An 18,475-nucleotide genomic window follows, 5' to 3' on the forward strand; every position below is an offset into this window, starting at 1 on the left:
CCTGTGACCGGCCGTGAGAACGCGCTTCGCCGCTCTGGACGGGCTGCGGTTCGTGGGCGCGCTCATGGTGCTCACCACCCATGTCGGCTTCGACAGCGGCGCTGCCCTTCGCGGCCCGTATGCCGGCCTGCTCTCCCGGCTGGACGCCGGCGTCGCGCTCTTCTTCGCCGTCTCGGGCTTCCTGCTGACGCGGCCGCACTTCATGGCGCACCTGGAGGGCCACACGCGGCCGCGGCCGAGGTCCTACTTCGTCCGGCGGGCCGCCCGCATCCTTCCGGTCCTGTGGCTGGCGGTCGCGCTCGCCTGGTGGCTGCTCCGCACGCCGTCAGGGGCCACGGGCGACTACCTGGCCCATGCCGCGCTCGTGCAGACCTATGTCGGGACCCCGCTCACCGCCGGTCTGACCCAGTTCTGGAGCCTGTCGGTCGAGGTCTCCTTCTACCTCGTCCTGCCGGCGCTCGCGGCGCTGATGTGCCGGGGCTCTGCCGACCTGCGCTGGGTCCGCCGAGTCAGCGCCGGGCTGGTGCTGACCATGCTGGCCGGTCCGGCCTGGATGGCGGTCGCCACCGCGACGGGACATGCGCCGTGGCGGCTCTGGCTGCCCGGCTTCCTCGGGTGGTTCGCCGTGGGCATGCTGCTCGCCCTCTGGCACTCGGCCCGCACGGTCGGACTGGTACGCGCAGGACGTGTCGACGCAGCAGCGGCTTATCCGGGGACGGTGTGGGCGGCGGCGGCGGCGGTCATCGCCATCGCGGGGACCGCGCTCGCTGGCCCGTACGACCTGTCGGAGCCCACGCCCGGCCAGGCCGCAACCAAGAACTTCCTCTACACGGTGTTCGGCCTCCTCGTCATCCTGCCCGCGGTGGCCGCGGTGCGTGGCTCGGCAGCGCCGTCGGGTGGACGGGTCCTGCGCAGCAGGCCCGTCGTCTGGCTCGGCGTCGTCTCCTACGGCATCTTCGGCTACCACGTCATCGTGCTCGCCCTCGTCGGGCGCATCGACGCGTTCGAGCCGTTCACCGGCGCGTTCTGGGGTCCATGGGTCATCACGCTCGTGGTGACGATCGCGCTTGCAGCCCTCAGCTACTACGTCGTGGAGCTGCCCGTCATGGGCTACGCACGGCGCCGCACGTCCCGCTCGCGACCGGACGTCCACGCATCGGCACCGACCAGCAGCGCGGAGGCGCTGACGCCCAGCCAGACCAGCGCCTGAACGCCCCATGACGTCAGGTTGAGGTCATTCGCCGGCCACGGGCGTAGCGCTACGACGACCGCCGCTGCAGCCGGGCCACCCGCTGCTGCAGCGAGGTACGGCAGCCGCGTCCTGGTCCCACGCACCGCCGCGAAGGCGAGCACCACGCCCACCGCAAGACAGGCCGCCACGCCGCCGGCGAGGCAGACGATCACGCCCGCGACGCTCGTCGTGGCGAGCGCCCGCCGCCGCGGGCGTTCCCCGTCAGAGGCGTCGGCCCATCCAGCGGAGACCGCCCGGCCGCCGGCAGGCCACAGCGCCAGCACGACCAGGAGCCCGAGGAGCGCCAGGCCGACAAGGAGGGCGGCCCGGTAGGTCCGGTCCGGCTCGAATGACGCCAGCACCTGGGTCGCGGCGCCCGCGGGCAGCACCCAGCCCTGCTGCCACCCGTTGACGCGCAACGGTCTCAGAGCCGTGCCGTCGGGCGTCGACGCCGTCCACCCGCGGTTGAAGTTCTGCGCCAGGACGAGCACCGACGACGTGGCGCGCTCCGGCACCGCCGCAACGACCTCGGCCGGTGTGGGGTGCACGCTGGCCACGGCCCACTGCGCCGTGGACGCGTCGACCGGACCGGACCGGGTCAGTGCCAGGCTCAGTGGCGCGAACTCCGCGCTCCGGCTCGTCTCGAGCACGGTCTCGCCCGCGGGGAGCCGCATCCCACCGTCGATGCCACCTCCGTGACCGCACAGCTGCCATCGCAGCGGCTGGCCGTCGAGGATGTCGCCCACGGTTCCCGACACCGATGTGTGCCAGGTGCGACCGCCGACCACGAGCCGAGGTCCGAAGCCGCACGGCACTCCCGTGGCGAGCGACTCGGGCAACGGCTGCCGAAGGTCCTCCGCACCCTCGACACGCAGCTCGCTGAAGCCCACCGGGGCAAAGGACCGCGCACCGGTGCGCGAGTCGATGTTGACGAGCAGGCGCGTGTCGTCGAACGTCAGATGCAGCGACCTGGTGACCTGTGCAGGCAGGTCTGCACGCCCGTTCTCGTCGAGGCGCACGGTCCGGGTCGTGCCGTCGTCGAAGCGCACGTGGACGACGACCGGCGTGGACGCCGGCAGGGCGAACGACTTCGCGACGACGATCCCCGAGACGCGACGCCTCGTCGGAAAGTGCACCTCGTACCACGGCGCGGGGTCCGTCGGACTCGCCACCCACCCGGTCCCCAGATCCGCGTCGAGGGCCGCGTCCGGCCGTCCGCGCGGCGCCGACACCAGCCGAGACGACGCTGTCGCGGACCAGCCGCTCGGCAGACGGAGGAGTCGCTCCAGACCAGCGCCGTCGACGGCGCGCACCCGGCCGGAGAAGCCGTAGGTCGCGGCAGCCGGAGCGGTCCACGCCCTGGCCCAGCTCTGCTCCTCGGGAGCAGTCGACAGGCTCGGTGCGCAGACCGATCGGCCGTCTGCGACAGCGCAGTCGCCGTGCCCTGGCTTGCCGGCCTGAAGCAGGACCGAGTCCGGCGCCGACGCTCCCCGGACAGCGGGCAACCGGGCCACCGCGAGGGCGTGGACCCCGGGAACCTCCAGCTCGGTGATCCCCAACCCGTTCGGCGCACCCGAAGCGACCCCCGTCAGTGTCACGCGCAGGTGCGACGTCCGCCCCGGAGGCGTCACCAGCGTGATCGCGGGACCTGAGAAGACGTCGGTCACCGCGTGACCGGTATCCGTGTCGACGCGGACCGTCAGGGGTGCCGCGCCGACCGGGGTCTGAGACGAGAGCTGGATCCGCGCACCGGCGACGCTTCGCGGCGCGTCGAGGTCGATCTGAAGCCATTCCCCGACGGCCTTGCCGTAGGTCCCGCTGACCCACCGGGTCGAGGGGTCGCCGTCGAGCGCGGCGGCCGGCCCGAAGCCGGGCCCGAGGCGGAGCGAGGCGTACGCGTCCGAGGCCGACGAGGACGCCGTGACGTCGCGAACGCCTCTCCACTCCAAGGAGGTCCGCTGGTCGGCGGCTGCAACGACGTCGTAGTCGATGACCTTCCGGCCGGAGCGTCCCGGGTCATCGGCGGCAAGGAGCGCGGAGGTGTTCGCCGACGACCGGCCGAAGTTGACCTCCCGCCGGCGGGAGCCGTCGGTGAGGACCAGACGGTGGTCACTCCCCTCGAGATCCTGGGCCTCCGCGTCGCCGGCGAGGACGGTGTCACGCCAAGCGCCCTCGCCCGCGAGCTGCACCAGGTTCTCCGGGCCACCCGCGACGACGCTCAGCTCGCTCTCCGGGACGAGGCGGGCGGTGCTCGGGGCCGGCACGGAGTAGACGACGATCGCAGGTCGCTGCACCAAGGTCCGGTAGTCGACGGTCAGGTCGGCAGACTCGCCGTACGCGCCGGTGAGCGGCCCGAAGTGGGCCACCTCTGACAGGCCGGAGCGGCGCAGCGTCTCCTCGACGACGGCGGGGGGCGCGCCCTGCTTGTCGAGCCGGAGCTCGTTACGCACCAGGACGAACGCGATGCCCGAGCGCGAGAGCGTCGCAGCGAGCCCGGGCACGTCCGTCCCGGTCGAGAGCGCGTCGCTCATCGAGTCGAGCAGCCTCGTCGCCCCGGCAGACCCGAGCGGCACGGCATCCCTCACGACGAAGGGACGGTTCGCGAGAGCCTGGAGCGGCTCGTCCTTCGTCGATCCCCAGGTGAGGTCGCTGAAGCTCGCGTCGGGGGCCACCAGCACCGCGCCGGACGCCGGCTGTGCGTCGAGCCAGGCGGCGGCCTGACGCCAGTGCTGCGGGATCTCCCGGTAGGCCTCCGGGCGCGCCATCGACGCGCCCAGGGCGGGTGAGGCGACCGTGACGACGAGCCCGCCCACGACGACAGGCAGGACCAACCGGCGGACCCACGGCGTGCCGACGAGTCCACGAGCCAGCCCGTGCATCCGGCCCACCGCGAACGCGAACCCGAGCGCGAGCGGCAAACGGACGACAGCCTCGAACTTGTGCGTGTTGCGGAACGGCGCGAGTGGCCCGTCGAGAAGCTGCTGGACCTGGGTCGCCCACGGCCACGAGCCCCCTCCGACATGGCCCAGCGTGACGAGGGCCAGCCCCACCGTTGCGCTGAGCACCAGAAACGGAGCGTGGGCGATCCGGCTCCGGGTGATTCCGGCGAGGCCGAGCCCGGCGACGACCATGGACGCAATGACGACCGCAGGGGTCACGAGGTAGAGCCATCCGGCAGGCCACGACGGTCCGGTCGGACCGGTGAGGAACCCCAGCCACGGCGTGGTCCCTCGCACCGCCTCGAAGGGGCTCGCGGTGCTTGTCGTCAGGCTGGCGTTCTCGATCCAGGACAGGAAGGGCGGGCTGTATCGCGACAGGAGCAGCAGTGGCCCGACCCACCATGCGGACGCGAGCGCTATGCACCCGGACCAGGCCGCGGCAAGCCGGAGGTTGGCGGCGTCCCAGCGGCGGGTCGCGATCCACAGAGCGGGCACGACGAGCACGGCCACCGACGCGGCACCGTTGATGCCTCCGACACATGCGAACGCCAGCGCCGAGCGGGTGACCCGCCAGCGAATGCTCTTGTCCTGCATGACCAGTGGGAGCAGGATCCACGGGGCCACGGCCATCGGCCAGACCTCGACCGAGGTGACCGCAACCTCGCTGACGACCCGAGGAGCCAGGGCGTATGCCGCGGCCCCCGCCAAGCGGGCCCACGGGTCGGTGATGCCGAGCCGACGCGTCAGGGCCCACATACCGAGCAGAGCCACCGTGAACAAGAGGGTCCACCACAGACGCTGCACCACCCAGGCGGGCACGCCGGCTTCGTGCACGAGAAGGTGGAGCGGTCCCACGGGGAACAGGTAGCCGTACGCCTGGTTCTGCAGCTGTCCGAAGCTGCCGTTCGGGTCCCAGAGGTGCAGCGCACGAGCGAGGAAGCTCGCGGGGTCGGCGGTGAGGTCGAGCTTGGTGTCCGGAACGACCAGCCCGGTGGACTGCCGGAACGCGAGCGCAGCGAACACCATCACCAGCACGACGAGGCGTAGGCGCCACACGAGCCGCGGGGCGCCGGAGGTCATCGCTTCCTCAGGACGATGACCGCGTTCCAGCACGCGAGCTCCCGAAGACCCGGGACGTGGATCACCCACCTCGCCCAGCCGGGGTGGTAGCGCGGCAGCACGTCGACGATGTCGACCGCTCCGGCATCGCGCTGCCGCCGCGCCCAGCGGACCATCCGGCCCACGGAGCAGGCGAACAGCGTCCGCCCGAAGTCGTTCTTGGGCCGTCGTCCGTGGCGTCGGGCATACCGGTCGGCTGCGCGCCGGCCGCCGAGGTAGTGCCACGGCGCCGTCTCGTGCCCGCCCCACGGCGAGAGCCACGGCGTCCACGAGATGACGACGCACCCCCCACTGGCGGTGACGCGGACCATCTCGGCGGCCATCGCCTCGGGGTCCGGAACGTGCTCCAGCACGTTGCTCGAGAAGGTCAGGTGGACCGCGTCCGTCGCGATGGGCAGGCTGAGGCCGGAGGCGCGCAGCGTGTTCGAGCCGACCGTGCCGCGCGCGGTCAGCTCGCCCACGTCCGGGTCGAGGCCGGCATACCGTGCTCCGGCGCGCCCGAAGGCGTCGGCGAAGTAGCCGGGGCCACCCCCGACGTCGACGACCATCGCTCCTTCGAGGTGGCACCAGGTGCCGACCTCTCTGACGGTGTCCTGGGCCAGCAGGGAGTAGAAATGGTCGGGGTCGCTCTGCTCGACCCGGAAGGCCCTGAACAGCTGGACCGAGCGTGCGACCGAGCCCCGCGGGGCGAGCTCGTGCACGGTCACGCGCTCGACGCCTCAGCCGAGATGGAGCGGGACTCGTCGCGAGACTCGTGACGGGACTCCGCGAGGGACTCCGCGCCAAGGCCGGACACGTCGCCGAGCAGCTGCTCCCACGCGTCGACGGTCGCGAGCCATGAGTAGCGCCGGGCGTGGACCCGCGCCGCGCGACCGAGCTCCTCGCGGCGTGCGTGGTCGAGCAGGAGGTCGGAGGTGACGCTCGCCATGTGCTCGACGTCCTCCACGAGCAGGCCGGTCTGCCCGTCGACGATCGACTCGGACAGACCCCCCGCGCCGTGGTGCGCGATGGTCGGTATGCCGTGAGAGGCGGCCTCGACGACGTTGAGGCCCCACCCCTCCTTGGCGCTCGGGGCCAGGGCGAGCCACGCCCGAGCCAGCTCCCGGTGCTTCGTCAGCTCGTCGACGTAGCCGAGCATCCGCACGCGGCTGGACACGCCGGCACGATCGGCGTGGTCGACGATGCGCTCGTGCCACCAGCCATCGCCGATGATCCGCAGCTCGAGGTCGGGGTGGCCTCGCTGCAGGCGCGCCAGCACGTCGATGGCCAGCTCGACGCGCTTGTGGGGGACGAGCCGTCCGAGCACCACGATCGTGGGTCGGACGGCTCGAGGCTGCGACAGGGCCATCGGTGAGTCGGTGCCGTTGTGGATGACCGTGATCGACTCCCGGTCGAGCCCGAGCGCGCACAGCTCGTCCCGGGACCGGTCGGAGACCGTGACGCAGGGGCGTCCCCGGTAGACGACCGGCGAGACCCGCGACTCGACGAACCAGCCCGCCCGCGCCATGACGGGCCCGAACACCACGGGCCACTGCTCACGATGCACGTGGTGGACGAGCGACACCACGGGCGAACGGGTGGCCAGAGGCGACCAGAACGGCAGGCCGTTCTGGGTGTCGACGACGGCATCGAACGGACCGCCCCGGCGGGCTTCGCGTCGCATCGCCTGAAGTGCTCGGGGGTACACGCCCATGCGCCCCCCGGCTCGCACGATGCGGTATCCGTCGCGCAGCTCGGACCGCGGAGCATGCGGGTGGGCTGCGCAGAAGAACACGACGTCATGGCCTCGCTCCGCGAGCCCGGCGCACACCGTCTGCGCATAGCGCTCGGCGCCGCCTCCTTCGCTGTGCGTGAGGTCACGCCAGTTGAGGAACGCGATACGCACGGCGACGTGATGAGTGTGGAACGGGACGGGTGACCGGAGCGGTCAGCCGCCGTAGCGGATGACTCGGGAGGGGTCGACCGGCTGCTGGGGGCCGTTCTGGACGGCCGAGGTGTCGTTCGGCGCGGTCGCACTCACCACGGCGCTGATGGCTCCCCAGGCCACGCCTCCACCGACCAGGCCGCTCAGGACGACGACGATGAACGTGATAGCGACCGCCCCGCGCTCTGGCTGGTTCGACACTGAACTTCCTCCCTGGAACGCCACGCGACGTGGCTTACTCGTGAGTATGTTAGCGGTCGATCGGCCTTTGGCAAGGTGCTGGCGCCGCCGGGTGTTACCGCGTCGGGTCGCACGGGGAGCAGGCTCAGGGGACGCTCCAGACCATGAACTCCCGTGTCTCGAGCAGCAGCCGGAGCCCGCGATGCTCGCTCGGCAGCGGGCCGGGCGTGCCGAGCCATTCGACGACGCGGTCGATCCCGTCCCGACGGAGCGCGGCCGCGTCGAGGGCGTCGCCGCGAGCCCATCCGGCGGCCTGCGGAGACTCGGTGGGTCCGACGACCCAGACGTGGCCGTCCCGAACCACCGTGAGCCTCCGCGCCGCGGCCGTGGTGCGCGGGACAGCGAGCGGCACCGGATCGAGGAACGGCTCGGGGCCGGCCCAGGAGACCTGGCGCATGGGCTGCCACGGCAGGAGCAGCGCCCGTCCGTCGCCCACCGCCGTCACCATGTCCGCCCACGCCTGCGGCATCGTGGTCGGGCGGTATGCCGCAGCGAGCCTGGCGCTCGCGTCGGGCGCGGCCAACAGGACGAGTGCTACCCCGGTCACGCCGACCGCGAGCCGCGTCGCGATCGCCGCTGGAACACTGCCGGGCGGTGCCGCGGATCCCGGCCGTGAGGCCGGCCGCACCGCATCGGCAGTGCTCCACGTCCGGGGGGCGGCCAGCAGCGCGGCCATCCGTGCGGCGCCGAGCCCAGCCAGCACACACAGGGTCATCGACGACGCGAGCAGCAGCCGATGGGTGTCGCGGAACAGCCCGAGCCCCGGCACCCATTGAAGGCGTGAGAACAGAGCCACTCCCGCCGGGGTGGCCAGGGCGAGTGCGACGACGGGCGGAGCGATCAGCGCCGCCGTGGCGAATCCGGCCCGACGCGGCGAGGTCAGTCCCCGCCAACCGACCACGGCGAGGGCGAGCAGCGCCGCCGAAGCTGCAAGGGCGACGGGCTCGCCTCGGGACCGCAGCCGTGCGGCCGCCGACCAGGCACCTCCCCCGGTGACCACGTCCACGAGACCGCCGATGCCCTTGGCCTCCACCCGGAACGCCGAGACCCCACCCGCCTCCCCTGCCTCGGTGGCGCCCAGCAGAGCCGGCACCAGCCAGGGCAGGCACCACACCAGACCCAGGCCCGCGAGCATGACGAGGTCCCGCGATGACCTGCCGTGGAGCCACGAGGCACAGAGCCCGGCGGCGAGGACCGCGATTCCACCGAACGGCGTCAGGGCCGCCGGCAGGGACACCACAGCGACCCCGCTGAGCCACCTCCAGCCGGTGGCGGGTCGGCGGGCGGCGACGACGACCCACGGGAGCACGGACCAGGCCAGAAGCGTCGGCGGCTGGCCGAGGAGGAGGCGCTCCGCGCCGTACACCGACCACGTCGCCGCGGCGGCGGCCACGCCGGTCGCGACGGGGCCATGGCCTCGAAGGAGCCAGGTCACGCCGGCGCCCGCGAGCAACAGCGTCGCAAGCAGCATGACCTGCTGCTGGACCCCTGACGGCACGACGGCGGACAGGAGCGCTGTGACCGCATCCAGCGGCACGGCACGCGGGGCGTAACCGTCGAGCCCGAGTGCTCTCGCGTTCAGGACCGGGGACGGAACGCTGACGAAGTCGCGGTAGAGCAGCTGGCCACGTCCGAGCGAGGGCCACAGCTGGATCGCCGTCGCGACGGCGGTGACGCCGAACCCGACGACGACCGCAGTGGCGGTCCCGCGCGCGGGTGACGTCATGCCCGGCACTATGGCACAACGCCGCCCGACCGCCTCGCCGCCGTTGGCCGCGGGCCGTGGGCCGTCGCCCACACCCTTGCGAGTGTGAGAAGGTGCACGCCGTGGTGACGACTGGGAGCCCGCCCGCTCAGCGGCTGGCCGGGCCGGGTGGAGCGCTGCTTGCGGGCACCTTGCTGTCGAACCTGCTCTCCTATGCCTTCTTCGTGGTCCTGAGCCGGCACCTGTCGGGCGCCGACCTCGGCGCGGTCGGGGCACTGGTGAACCTGTCGGTCATCGCGTCCGTCGCCGGGCTCGGCCTCCAGCTCGTCGCAGCACGGCTCGTCGCCCGTGCGGCGCAGGCATCGGCGCCTGACCGCCTTGATCGCCAGATCCTTTGGAACGCAACGGGACTCGGGATCGCTGTCGCTGCGGTCGTCGCCGTGGGCTCGCCCCTGCTGTCGGCCCTGCTCCACGTCCCCCTTGCGGCCGTGATCATCCTTGCGGCCTCGCTCGCCCCGATGACCCTGACGTTCGCATGCCAGGGCGTGCTCCAAGGACGCGAGCGGTTCGTGACGCTGGCGGTCGTGCTCGCGCTTGCCGGGGTCGCCAAGCTCGGCGCTGCAGTCGCCGCCGCTCTCACTGCTCTCTCCGTCACCGGGGTCGTCGGGGCCCTCGCGGCCGGCTGGTTCCTGGTCGCCTTCGTCGCCCTCTGGGCCGCTAGAGCGTGGCCGCAGCGGGACACGGCCGTCCAGCCGGGTCATCTCTGGCGCCTGGTCGCGGCCGCGGTCATACCGACCTCGGGCCTGCTGTTCCTGTCGAGCGTCGACGTGCTGCTCGCGCGGCAACATCTGACCCCGGCGCAGTCCGGCGCCTACACGATCGGGGCGCTGTTCGAGAAGGCCGCCTTCTGGGGGATGACGTTCCTGGCGACGCTCTTCTACCCCGCCATGGCCGTTGCGCACCGACGGCGCGATGCTCTGACACGGGCGCTCGGCATCACCGGGGCCGTCGGGCTTGCGGGGGTGCTCGTCGCGGCGCTGTTCGGGGCACAGCTCGCGACGCTGGTCGGCGGCGCCTCCTATGCCGCGCTGGGGCCAGACGTGTGGCGCTTCACGGCCTACGGCGTCTGTCTGGCGCTCGTCCAGGTGCTGGCGTATGCCGGGCTGGCGAGCGCGAGCGCGCCCATGGGCCGGGCGATCTGGCTCGTCAACATCATGGCCGTCGCGCTGGTGACTGCCTTGCCGGCGACGCGGTCCTCGGTGTCGGCTCTGGTGACGACCCTCGCGCTGTGCGCCGCCGCCCTCGTGCTCGTCGGGCTCTATCTCGAGCGCAGCACGCTCAGCCCGGTCAGTGGGCCGCGTCGTGCCAGGAGCGACCGACGCCCACGTTGACGTCGAGCGGCACGTCCATCTCGACGGCGTGACCCATCTCGTGCCGGACCAGCTGCTCGATGGCGTCGCGCTCCCCCGGGGCGATCTCGAGGACGAGCTCGTCGTGAACCTGAAGCAGGATCCGCGAGCGCGCGCCGGCCTTGGTCAGGGCGCGGTCGACGCCGATCATCGCGACCTTCATGATGTCCGCCGCCGATCCCTGGATGGGCGCGTTGAGGGCCATCCGCTCCGCGGCCTCGCGGCGCTGACGGTTGTCCGACGTGAGGTCGGGAAGGTAGCGGCGGCGCCCGAGCATGGTCGCGGTGTACCCCGTGCCGCGCGCGACGGCCACGACGTCACGCAGGTAGTCGCTCACGCCCCCGAACCGCTCGAAGTAGCCGTCCATGAGACCGCGCGCCTCTTCGGTGCTGATGGTCAGCTGCTTGGACAGCCCGAACGCCGAGAGGCCGTAGGCCAGGCCATAGGACATCGCCTTGACCTTCGAGCGCATCTGCGGTGTGACGTCCTCGGGCGCGACGCCGAAGACGCGCGAGCCGACGAAACGGTGCAGGTCCTCCCCTGAGCGGAACGCGTCGATGAGCCCGGCGTCACCGGACAGGTGCGCCATCACCCGCATCTCGATCTGGGAGTAGTCGGCGGACATGAGGGCCTCATAGCCGTCCCCGACGACGAACAGCTCCCGGATGCGGCGGCCCTCCTCCGTGCGGATCGGGACGTTCTGGAGGTTGGGGTCAGTCGAGGAGAGGCGTCCGGTCGCGGCGATGGTCTGCAGGTACGTCGTGTGGATCCGGTCGTCATCGGCCACCGACTTCTGCAGCCCCTCGACCGTCACTCGCAGGCGCGCCGAGTCACGGTGCCGCAGCAGTGCCTCGAGGAAGGGGTGCTCGGTCTTGGTGTACAGGTCGCTGAGGGCGTCGGCGTCCGTCGTGTAGCCGGTCTTGGTGCGCTTGGTCTTCGGCATGTTGAGCTGGCCGAAGAGCACCTCCTGGAGCTGCTTGGGCGAGCCGAGGTTGATCTTCTCCCCGCCGATCGCGTCCCACGCGTCCTCCTGCGCCTGGGCGACCTTGGCCGCGAAGTCCTTCTCGAGGTCGTCGAGACCGGGAACGTCGACCGCGATGCCGATCCGCTCCATCCGCGCCAGGACGTCGATGAGCGGCAGCTCGACGTCGGCGAGCAGCTCGGCGCCTCCGGTCGAGGCGACCTGCTCGTCGAGCACGACTGCGAGGTCGCGGACGGCGGTCGCGCGCACCATCTCCTTCTGCGCGGCCTTCTCGTCCGCGTCGCCCTCGAAGTCGAGCATCCCCTGCCCCTCGGCGGCCGACTGCGAGCTGAGCTCGCGCTTGAGGTTGCGCAGCACGAGGTCGTCGAGGTGGTAGGTGCGCTGGTCGGGCTTGACGAGGTATGCCGCGAGCTGGGTGTCGCTCGTCAGCCCGTCGAGTGCCCAGCCACGCGCCGCCAGAGCCTCGATCGGGCCCTTGGCGTCATGCATCGCCTTGGGCCGCTTCGGGTCCTCCAGCCACTCCCCCACGGCCGCCTCGCCGTCCGGGGTGAGCGTCGTCAGGTCGATCCAGGCGGCGGCGCCGTCGGACGCCGCGACCGCGATGGCGGCGGCGTCGCCCGTCCCCCGCGCCCAGCTGCCGGACACCGACAGCGCTGCCCGCTCGGGTCCACCGAGGTGCTCGGCCACCCAGCCGGCCACCTCGTCGGCGGCAAGCACGACGCCATCGACCTCGAACCCCGACTCGGCCTCGGGCTCGCTCGCCTCGACCTCGCTGAACAGCCGGTCGCGCAGCACCCGGAACTCGAGCCGGTCGAAGACCTCGTGGACCTCCTCGCGGGCCCACTGAGTCCGCTCGAGCTCCTCGACGGTCAGCCCGACCGGGGCGTCCTTGACCAGCTGGTTGAGCCGGCGGTTGCGCAGCACCTGGTCGAGGTGCTCGCGCAGGGCGTCGCCTGCCTTGCCCTTGATCTGGTCGATGCCGGCGACGATCCCGTCGAGGTTGCCGAACTGGGTGATCCACTTCGCAGCGGTCTTGGGCCCGACTCCCGGCACGCCCGGGAGGTTGTCGGACGTCTCGCCGACCATCGCGGCCAGGTCGCTGTAGCGAGTCGGCGGCACGCCGTACTTCTCCTCCACCTGCGCCGGCCCCATCCGCCACACCTCGGAGACACCACGGACCGGGTAGAGGATCGTCACGTTGTCGGAGACGAGCTGGAACGTGTCGCGGTCGCCGGAGCAGATGAGCACCTCGACGCCGGAGTCGTCGGCCTCGGTCGCGATGGTCGCGATGATGTCGTCCGCCTCGTAGCCGTCCAGCTCGACGAAGCGGATGCGGAGGGCGTCGAGCACCTCCTTGACCAGCGGCAGCTGGCCGGAGAACTCGTCCGGCGTCCGGGCTCGACCCGCCTTGTACTCGGCGTACTCCTGCGTTCGGAAGGTCTGCCGCGACTTGTCGAAGGCGACGACGACGTGGGTGGGCTGCTCGTCGCGCAGCATGTTGATGAGCATCGAGGTGAAGCCGTAGACGGCGTTGGTGTGCTGCCCCGTGCTCGTCGAGAAGTTCTCGGCAGGGAGCGCGAAGAACGCGCGGTACGCCAGCGAGTGTCCGTCGAGGAGGAGAAGTCGGCTCACACGGGCAGCCTAGTGTCCGGCACCGACGGTGGAGGCGGCGCCGTCGCCGTCGCCGGGGCGGCATACGATCTCGGGCATGACTGACTCGACGACGCAGGATGGCTCACCCGACGTGACCCTGGAGGCCATGCGCGCCAGCGGCGCCGGCACGCTCATCGAGCGGATGGGGATCGAGCTCGTCGAGACCACCCCCGAGCGTCTCGTCGCGACGATGCCCGTCGAGGGCAACACGCAGCCGTATGGACTCCTCCATGGCGGCGCGAGCGTCGTCCTCGCCGAGACGCTCGGCTCGCTCGGGGCGCAGCTCTACGCCGGCCCGGGCCGCGTGGCCGTCGGCCTCGACATCAACGCGACGCACCACCGCGCGGCTCGCGGCGGCGTCGTGACGGGCACGGCGACGGTGCTCAGCGCCGGCCGCACCCTCGTCAGCTACGAGGTCGCCGTCACCGACGAGGACGGCAAGCGGATCTGCACGTCGCGGATCACGTGCCTGCTGCGCGATGCGGCGCCTGGGGCCTGACCGAGGCTCTCAGGTCACGCCGCCGCTGGAGCACCTGCTCGAGGGGCAGCACCTTCGCTCGTGACTCGCCCGCGAGGCGACGCTGCAGGCTCGTCGCCGAGGCGATGCGGCGCACGGTCTCCGGCACGAAGCCGAGACGCGCGAAGAACCGGTTCGCGTCGCGGTCCGCGGCGGGCACTGCGCTCGCCAGGTGGTCGCAACCCTGCCGGTCGGCATATCTCGTCACGGCCGTGAGCAACGCGCGTCCGATGCCCTGGCGCCGGAAGTCCGGGTGCACGAAGAGCATGTCGATCGACACGCACGGCGAGTTGACCAGCAGGCTTCGGGTCGAGTCGGCGAGCACGACGTAGCCGGCGGGCTGGTTGTCGCTGAAAGCGATGTAGGCACAGACGTCCTCGCGCTGTAACGCATTGCGCAGGGTCCCGTCGAGGGCGAGCCGCTGAGCGGCCTCCGGGGAGGTACCTCCCTCGATGCGGTGGGTGATCCAGAGTCCGATGAACTGGGAGTGCAGACCCTCATCCACCCGCTGCACCGACGCGACCGCTCGACCCATCATCCCTCCAGTTCCCTACCCCGAGGTCACTCGGCTGAGATTACGGCCAACCGGCTTCCGGCGGAAGGGGATCCGGAGGGTGTGTTGACGACCGAGGGCGCCACGGCCGAAGCCGCGGCGCCCTGGACCGATCCCTGAGCCGGAATGCCGTCCGGGGTCCTCGTCGTCAGACGTCCCCACCCAGGTAGGCCTCCTTCACCGCCGGGTCTGCGGCGAGCTCCGGCCCCTTGCCCTCCCGGACGATCTCGCCGGTCTCGAGGATGTAGGCCCGGTGCGACCGCTTCAGCGCCTGGGCGGCGTTCTGCTCGACGAGCAGCACGGTCGTGCCCTGGCTGTTGATCTCGGCGACGATCTCGAAGATCTGCTGGATCAGCTTGGGAGCCAGGCCCATCGACGGCTCGTCGAGCAGCAGCAGCCTGGGCTTGGCCATGAGAGCCCGGCCCATCGCGAGCATCTGCTGCTCACCACCCGACATCGACCCGGCGGCCTGGTTGCTGCGCTCCTTGAGCCGCGGGAAGAGGTCGAACACCCGATCGAGATCGTCCTTGACCGCCTTCGTCTTGCGGTCGGGGCGGGCGTAGGTGCCCATCTCGAGGTTCTCCATCACCGTCATGCCGACGAAGCACCCGCGGCCCTCAGGAGACTGCGCGATGCCGAGCACGGGCCGCTCGTGCGACGGAGTGTGCGTGATGTCCTTGCCGTCGAACTTGACCTCGCCCGCCCTCACCGGACGCAGGCCGGACACGGTCTTGAGGGTCGTCGTCTTGCCGGCGCCGTTGGCACCGATGAGCGTGACGATCTCCCCCTCCTCGACGCCGAAGCTGATGTCCCGGATGGCCTCGATGCGCCCGTAGTTGACGCACAGTCCCTTGACCTCAAGAAGCATCTTCTTCATCAACTCCCAGGTAGGCGGCGATGACCGCCGGGTTGTCGCGGATCTCGGCCGGCGAGCCCTCGGCGATCTTGCGACCGAACTCGAGCACGACGATCCGGTCGGTGACGCCCATGACGAGGCGCATGTCGTGCTCGATGAGCAGCACGGTGTACCCCTGGTCGCGGATCGATCGGATCAGATCCATGAGCTTGGCCTTCTCGGCCGGGTTGAAGCCCGCCGCCGGCTCGTCGAGGCAGAGCAGCTGCGGGCTCGTCGCCAGTGCTCGCGCGATCTCGAGCCGGCGCTGGTCGCCGTAGGGCAGGTTCCGGGCCAGCTCGTCAGCCTTGTTCTCCAGCCCCATGAACTCCAGCAGCTCGAGCGCGCGGGCCTGCCCCTGCTCCTCCTCCCGCCGGTGCTTGGGCAGGCGGAACATCGCCGACCCGACGCCCGTCGAGTGGTGGGCGTCGACCCCGACGAGGACGTTCTCGAGAGCCGTCATGTTCGCGAACAGGCGGATGTTCTGGAACGTCCGCGCGATGCCCAGCTTGGTGATCTGGAACTTCTTGCGCTTGCCCAACGGCTTGCTGAGGAACCGCACGCCGCCAGACGTGGGCTGGTAGACGCCGGTCATGACGTTGAAGCACGTCGTCTTGCCGGCACCGTTGGGACCGATGAGACCGAGGATCTCGCCCTTGTTGATGTGGAAGCTCACCTCGTTCAGCGCCACAACTCCACCGAAGCGCAGCGTGACGTTGTCGACCTCGAGAATGCGCTCGCCCTCGGCAACGGTCGGGCCGATGTCCTCGGGTGCGATGTCGACGTCGGGGTTGATCTCGGTGACGGCGTCAGCCGGGTCGGCCAGCGGCTGTGGGTCGTCGGTCTCCGCGTCCGCCGCGGTGGGCCGCTCCGCGACGGGGTCAGCCGTGGCGCCGACTGCCGGCTCCGGGGGCGTAGCCGCGGTCGAGTCAGCGGTCGTGGCCGCGGTCGGGTCGGCAGTGGAGTCAGCCGTCGGGTCGGCCTTCGCGTCACCCTTGGCGTCAGCGCCGGCATCAGGCCTGGCATCTGCGTTGACGTCTGCGTTGACGTCAGCGTTAGCGTCAGCGTTGGCGTTGGCGTCAGCGGGCCGCTGTGTGGACTGGCTGGAGATGTCCTCAGGCTGGGTCTGCTCAGGCACTGGCTTCTCCTTCCTCGAGAACGTGCTGTCTCTCATCGGCCCGCTTCGCTCGAACGGTCCGTCGCGGCGGCAGGATGCCCTGCGGACGGAAGATCGCCAGGAGCATCAGCGCCAGGCCGAAGGCGAGCACCCGGAAGTCCGCGAAGTCGCGGAAGCGCTCCGGGAAGTAGGCAACCACGATCGCGCCGAGAATGACACCCCACCGGTTGCCCGCACCACCGACGACGACCGCGGCGAGGAACAGGATCGAGAACAGCAGCTGGAAGCTGTCCGGGTTGATGAAGCCGGCCTTCGTCGCGAACAGGGCGCCCGACAGACCGCCGATTGCGGCGCCGAGCATGAAGGCGAGCAGCTTGAACTTGAAGGTCGGCACCCCCATCAGCTCGGCAGCGTCCTCGTCCTCACGCGTGGCCTCCCAGGCTCGGCCGACGCGGCTGTTCTTCACGAGGATGTCGAAGATCAGCACGAGGCCGATGACGAACAGGCCCAACCAGTAGTACGGCACGAAGTCGGCGATGCTGAACTTGAGGAACGTCGAGGTGGTCTCGAGGTCGATGACCGGGACGCCGGTGCTCCAGTCGATGCTCGGCACGTCGAACAGCTCGATGCCGGGCGGGCTGGGGATCGACGAGATGCCCTGCGCGGCGCCGAGCCACTCGGAGTTGACGAGGGTCAGGCGCACGATCTCACCGAAGCCGAGCGTCACGATCGCGAGGTAGTCACCGCGCACGCGCAGCGTCGGTGCACCGAGGATCAGACCCGAGATCATCGCCATGACGATCGCGATCGGCACCACGGTGATCCAGGACAGCTTCGCGTGCTGCGCACTCAGGACACCGACGGTGTAGGCCCCGATCGCGTAGAACCCGACATAGCCGAGGTCGAGCAGTCCGGCATACCCGACGACGATGTTGAGGCCCAGGGCCACCAGCACGTAGGTGCACACGGTGAACAGCACGCCGCCGAAGTCCGACCCCTCGGTCGTGATGAGCGGGATGTTGAGCAGCGGCAGCAGGAACAGGAACACCGCGAAGAGCATCCAGAGGATGATCTTGGCGCTCTTGGGCATCCCGCTGATGCGCTCCTTGAAGCCGGGACGGGGAGCTTTGGCCGTGGTCGTTGCGGCGGTCATACGCGTGCCTTTCCGAGTGACTCACCGAGCAGGCCGGTGGGCCGGAAGAGCAGGACAAGAATGAGCAGGACGAAGGCGACGACGTCCTTCCACTGCGTGCCCACGAGGGCCGACCCGTAGTTCTCCGCGACACCGAGGACGAAGCCACCGAGGAGAGCTCCACGGAGGTTGCCGATGCCGCCGAGCACGGCGGCGGTGAACGCCTTGACGCCCAGGAGGAAGCCCGCGTCGTACCGTGTGATGCCGATCTTCAACATGTAGAAGGCAGCCGCGGCTCCGGCCATGACGCCACCGACGAGGAACGTCACCTGGATGACGCGGTCGCGGTTGACGCCCATGAGCGCAGCCGACTCGGGATCCATGGCGACCGCGCGGATACCGCGGCCGGTCCTCGAGCGCCGCACCCACTGGTCGAGCACCACCATGATCGCGATCGCGCCGAAGATGACGAAGAAGTCGACGTTCGTCACGTGGTAGCCGCCGATCTCGACGACCGACTGGGGCTGGATGATCGTCGCCATACCGGCGTTGTTGCGCGAGTTGCGGACATAGTCGCTCAGGTTGTCCTCGAGGCCCACCCAGCTCGCGATCCGGCCGCGAAGGCCCATGAGCTCGGAGAGCACGAACGAGGCACCGATGGCCGAGATGAGGGCGATGAGCGGCGGGGCGTTGCGCTTACGCAGTGGGCGGTAGGCGAACCGCTCGAGGAGCACGGCGATCAACCCGGACATGGCCATCGCGGCGATGAACATCGCCGCTACCCAGAAGATGACCTGGCCGACCGAGCCGCCGGTCCGGCCGCCGAAGAACATCACCACCCAGAGGGCGGCGAAGGTGCCGTACATGAACACTTCGGAGTGCGCGAAGTTGATGAGTCGCAGCACGCCGTAGACCAGGGTGTAGCCGAGGGCGACGAGGGCATAGACCGCACCAAGGGTGAGGCCGGTGATCGTCAGCGCCCAGAAGTTGTCGATGAGGAACTGCATCCAAGACCTCCTGAGGGCCAGGTGCGGTGGGCGGGATCAGACAAGCGCATCGAGG

General features: G+C 70.8%; 14 protein-coding genes. 3 read left to right on the forward strand and 11 right to left on the reverse strand.

Features of this window, described 5'->3' with window-relative positions; translation table 11 throughout:
- Nucleotides 1-13: 13 nt before the first annotated feature.
- Entirely contained in the window at nt 14-1,210 is a 1,197-nt protein-coding gene (locus tag ACWEOW_RS12645) for an acyltransferase family protein (protein ID WP_452269556.1), read from the forward strand.
- Here the strand turns inward: ACWEOW_RS12645 and ACWEOW_RS12650 are convergent.
- The 5 genes from ACWEOW_RS12650 to ACWEOW_RS12670 form a co-directional block, all read right to left on the reverse strand.
- Nucleotides 1,111-5,250 (reverse strand): alpha-(1->3)-arabinofuranosyltransferase domain-containing protein, encoded by a 4,140-nt coding sequence (locus tag ACWEOW_RS12650; RefSeq protein WP_452269557.1) that lies wholly within the window; start codon nt 5,248-5,250, stop codon nt 1,111-1,113. The genes ACWEOW_RS12645 and ACWEOW_RS12650 overlap by 100 nt on opposite strands.
- Nucleotides 5,247-5,996 (reverse strand): class I SAM-dependent methyltransferase, encoded by a 750-nt coding sequence (locus tag ACWEOW_RS12655; protein ID WP_452269558.1) that lies wholly within the window; start codon nt 5,994-5,996, stop codon nt 5,247-5,249. The genes ACWEOW_RS12650 and ACWEOW_RS12655 overlap by 4 nt, the downstream gene beginning before the upstream one ends.
- Entirely contained in the window at nt 5,993-7,174 is a 1,182-nt protein-coding gene (locus tag ACWEOW_RS12660) for a glycosyltransferase family 4 protein (protein ID WP_452269559.1), read from the reverse strand. Before ACWEOW_RS12660 ends, ACWEOW_RS12655 begins: the two co-directional genes overlap by 4 nt.
- A 42-nt stretch (nt 7,175-7,216) precedes the next feature.
- Complete coding sequence (locus ACWEOW_RS12665; RefSeq protein ID WP_452269560.1) at nt 7,217-7,414, reverse strand: hypothetical protein; 198 nt, start codon at nt 7,412-7,414, stop codon at nt 7,217-7,219.
- Between the two features lie 124 nt (nt 7,415-7,538).
- Entirely contained in the window at nt 7,539-9,179 is a 1,641-nt protein-coding gene (locus tag ACWEOW_RS12670; RefSeq protein WP_452269561.1) for a hypothetical protein, read from the reverse strand.
- Between the two features lie 101 nt (nt 9,180-9,280).
- Between ACWEOW_RS12670 and ACWEOW_RS12675 the strand changes: the two genes are divergently transcribed.
- Complete coding sequence (locus ACWEOW_RS12675) at nt 9,281-10,549, forward strand: oligosaccharide flippase family protein (RefSeq protein WP_452269562.1); 1,269 nt, start codon at nt 9,281-9,283, stop codon at nt 10,547-10,549.
- On the opposite strand, the gene polA is transcribed toward ACWEOW_RS12675, so the two are convergent.
- Nucleotides 10,506-13,181 carry a DNA polymerase I gene (gene polA, locus ACWEOW_RS12680; protein WP_452269563.1) on the reverse strand — a complete coding sequence of 892 codons (2,676 nt, stop codon included), beginning with the start codon at nt 13,179-13,181 and terminating at the stop codon, nt 10,506-10,508. The two genes, ACWEOW_RS12675 and polA, sit on opposite strands and share 44 nt — an antisense overlap.
- A 76-nt stretch (nt 13,182-13,257) precedes the next feature.
- Between polA and ACWEOW_RS12685 the strand changes: the two genes are divergently transcribed.
- Complete coding sequence (locus tag ACWEOW_RS12685; RefSeq protein ID WP_452269564.1) at nt 13,258-13,701, forward strand: PaaI family thioesterase; 444 nt, start codon at nt 13,258-13,260, stop codon at nt 13,699-13,701.
- Here ACWEOW_RS12685 and ACWEOW_RS12690 read toward each other — a convergent pair.
- From ACWEOW_RS12690 to ACWEOW_RS12710, 5 genes are all read right to left on the reverse strand, one after another.
- Nucleotides 13,664-14,257, reverse strand: a complete 594-nt coding sequence (locus ACWEOW_RS12690) for a GNAT family N-acetyltransferase (RefSeq protein ID WP_452269565.1) — start codon at nt 14,255-14,257, stop codon at nt 13,664-13,666. The two genes, ACWEOW_RS12685 and ACWEOW_RS12690, sit on opposite strands and share 38 nt — an antisense overlap.
- A gap of 163 nt (nt 14,258-14,420) precedes the next feature.
- The gene (locus ACWEOW_RS12695; RefSeq protein WP_452269608.1) at nt 14,421-15,140 is read right to left on the reverse strand and encodes an ABC transporter ATP-binding protein; all 720 of its coding nucleotides are present in this window, start codon (nt 15,138-15,140) and stop codon (nt 14,421-14,423) included.
- A complete protein-coding gene (locus tag ACWEOW_RS12700; protein ID WP_452269609.1) occupies nt 15,130-15,990 on the reverse strand; it encodes an ABC transporter ATP-binding protein in 861 nt (286 codons plus the stop codon). The genes ACWEOW_RS12695 and ACWEOW_RS12700 overlap by 11 nt, the downstream gene beginning before the upstream one ends.
- A gap of 304 nt (nt 15,991-16,294) precedes the next feature.
- Nucleotides 16,295-17,434, reverse strand: a complete 1,140-nt coding sequence (locus tag ACWEOW_RS12705; protein ID WP_452269566.1) for a branched-chain amino acid ABC transporter permease — start codon at nt 17,432-17,434, stop codon at nt 16,295-16,297.
- Nucleotides 17,431-18,420 (reverse strand): branched-chain amino acid ABC transporter permease, encoded by a 990-nt coding sequence (locus tag ACWEOW_RS12710; protein WP_452269567.1) that lies wholly within the window; start codon nt 18,418-18,420, stop codon nt 17,431-17,433. The genes ACWEOW_RS12705 and ACWEOW_RS12710 overlap by 4 nt, the downstream gene beginning before the upstream one ends.
- Nucleotides 18,421-18,475: the final 55 nt, after the last annotated feature.

The organism is Monashia sp. NPDC004114 (genome assembly GCF_053603855.1).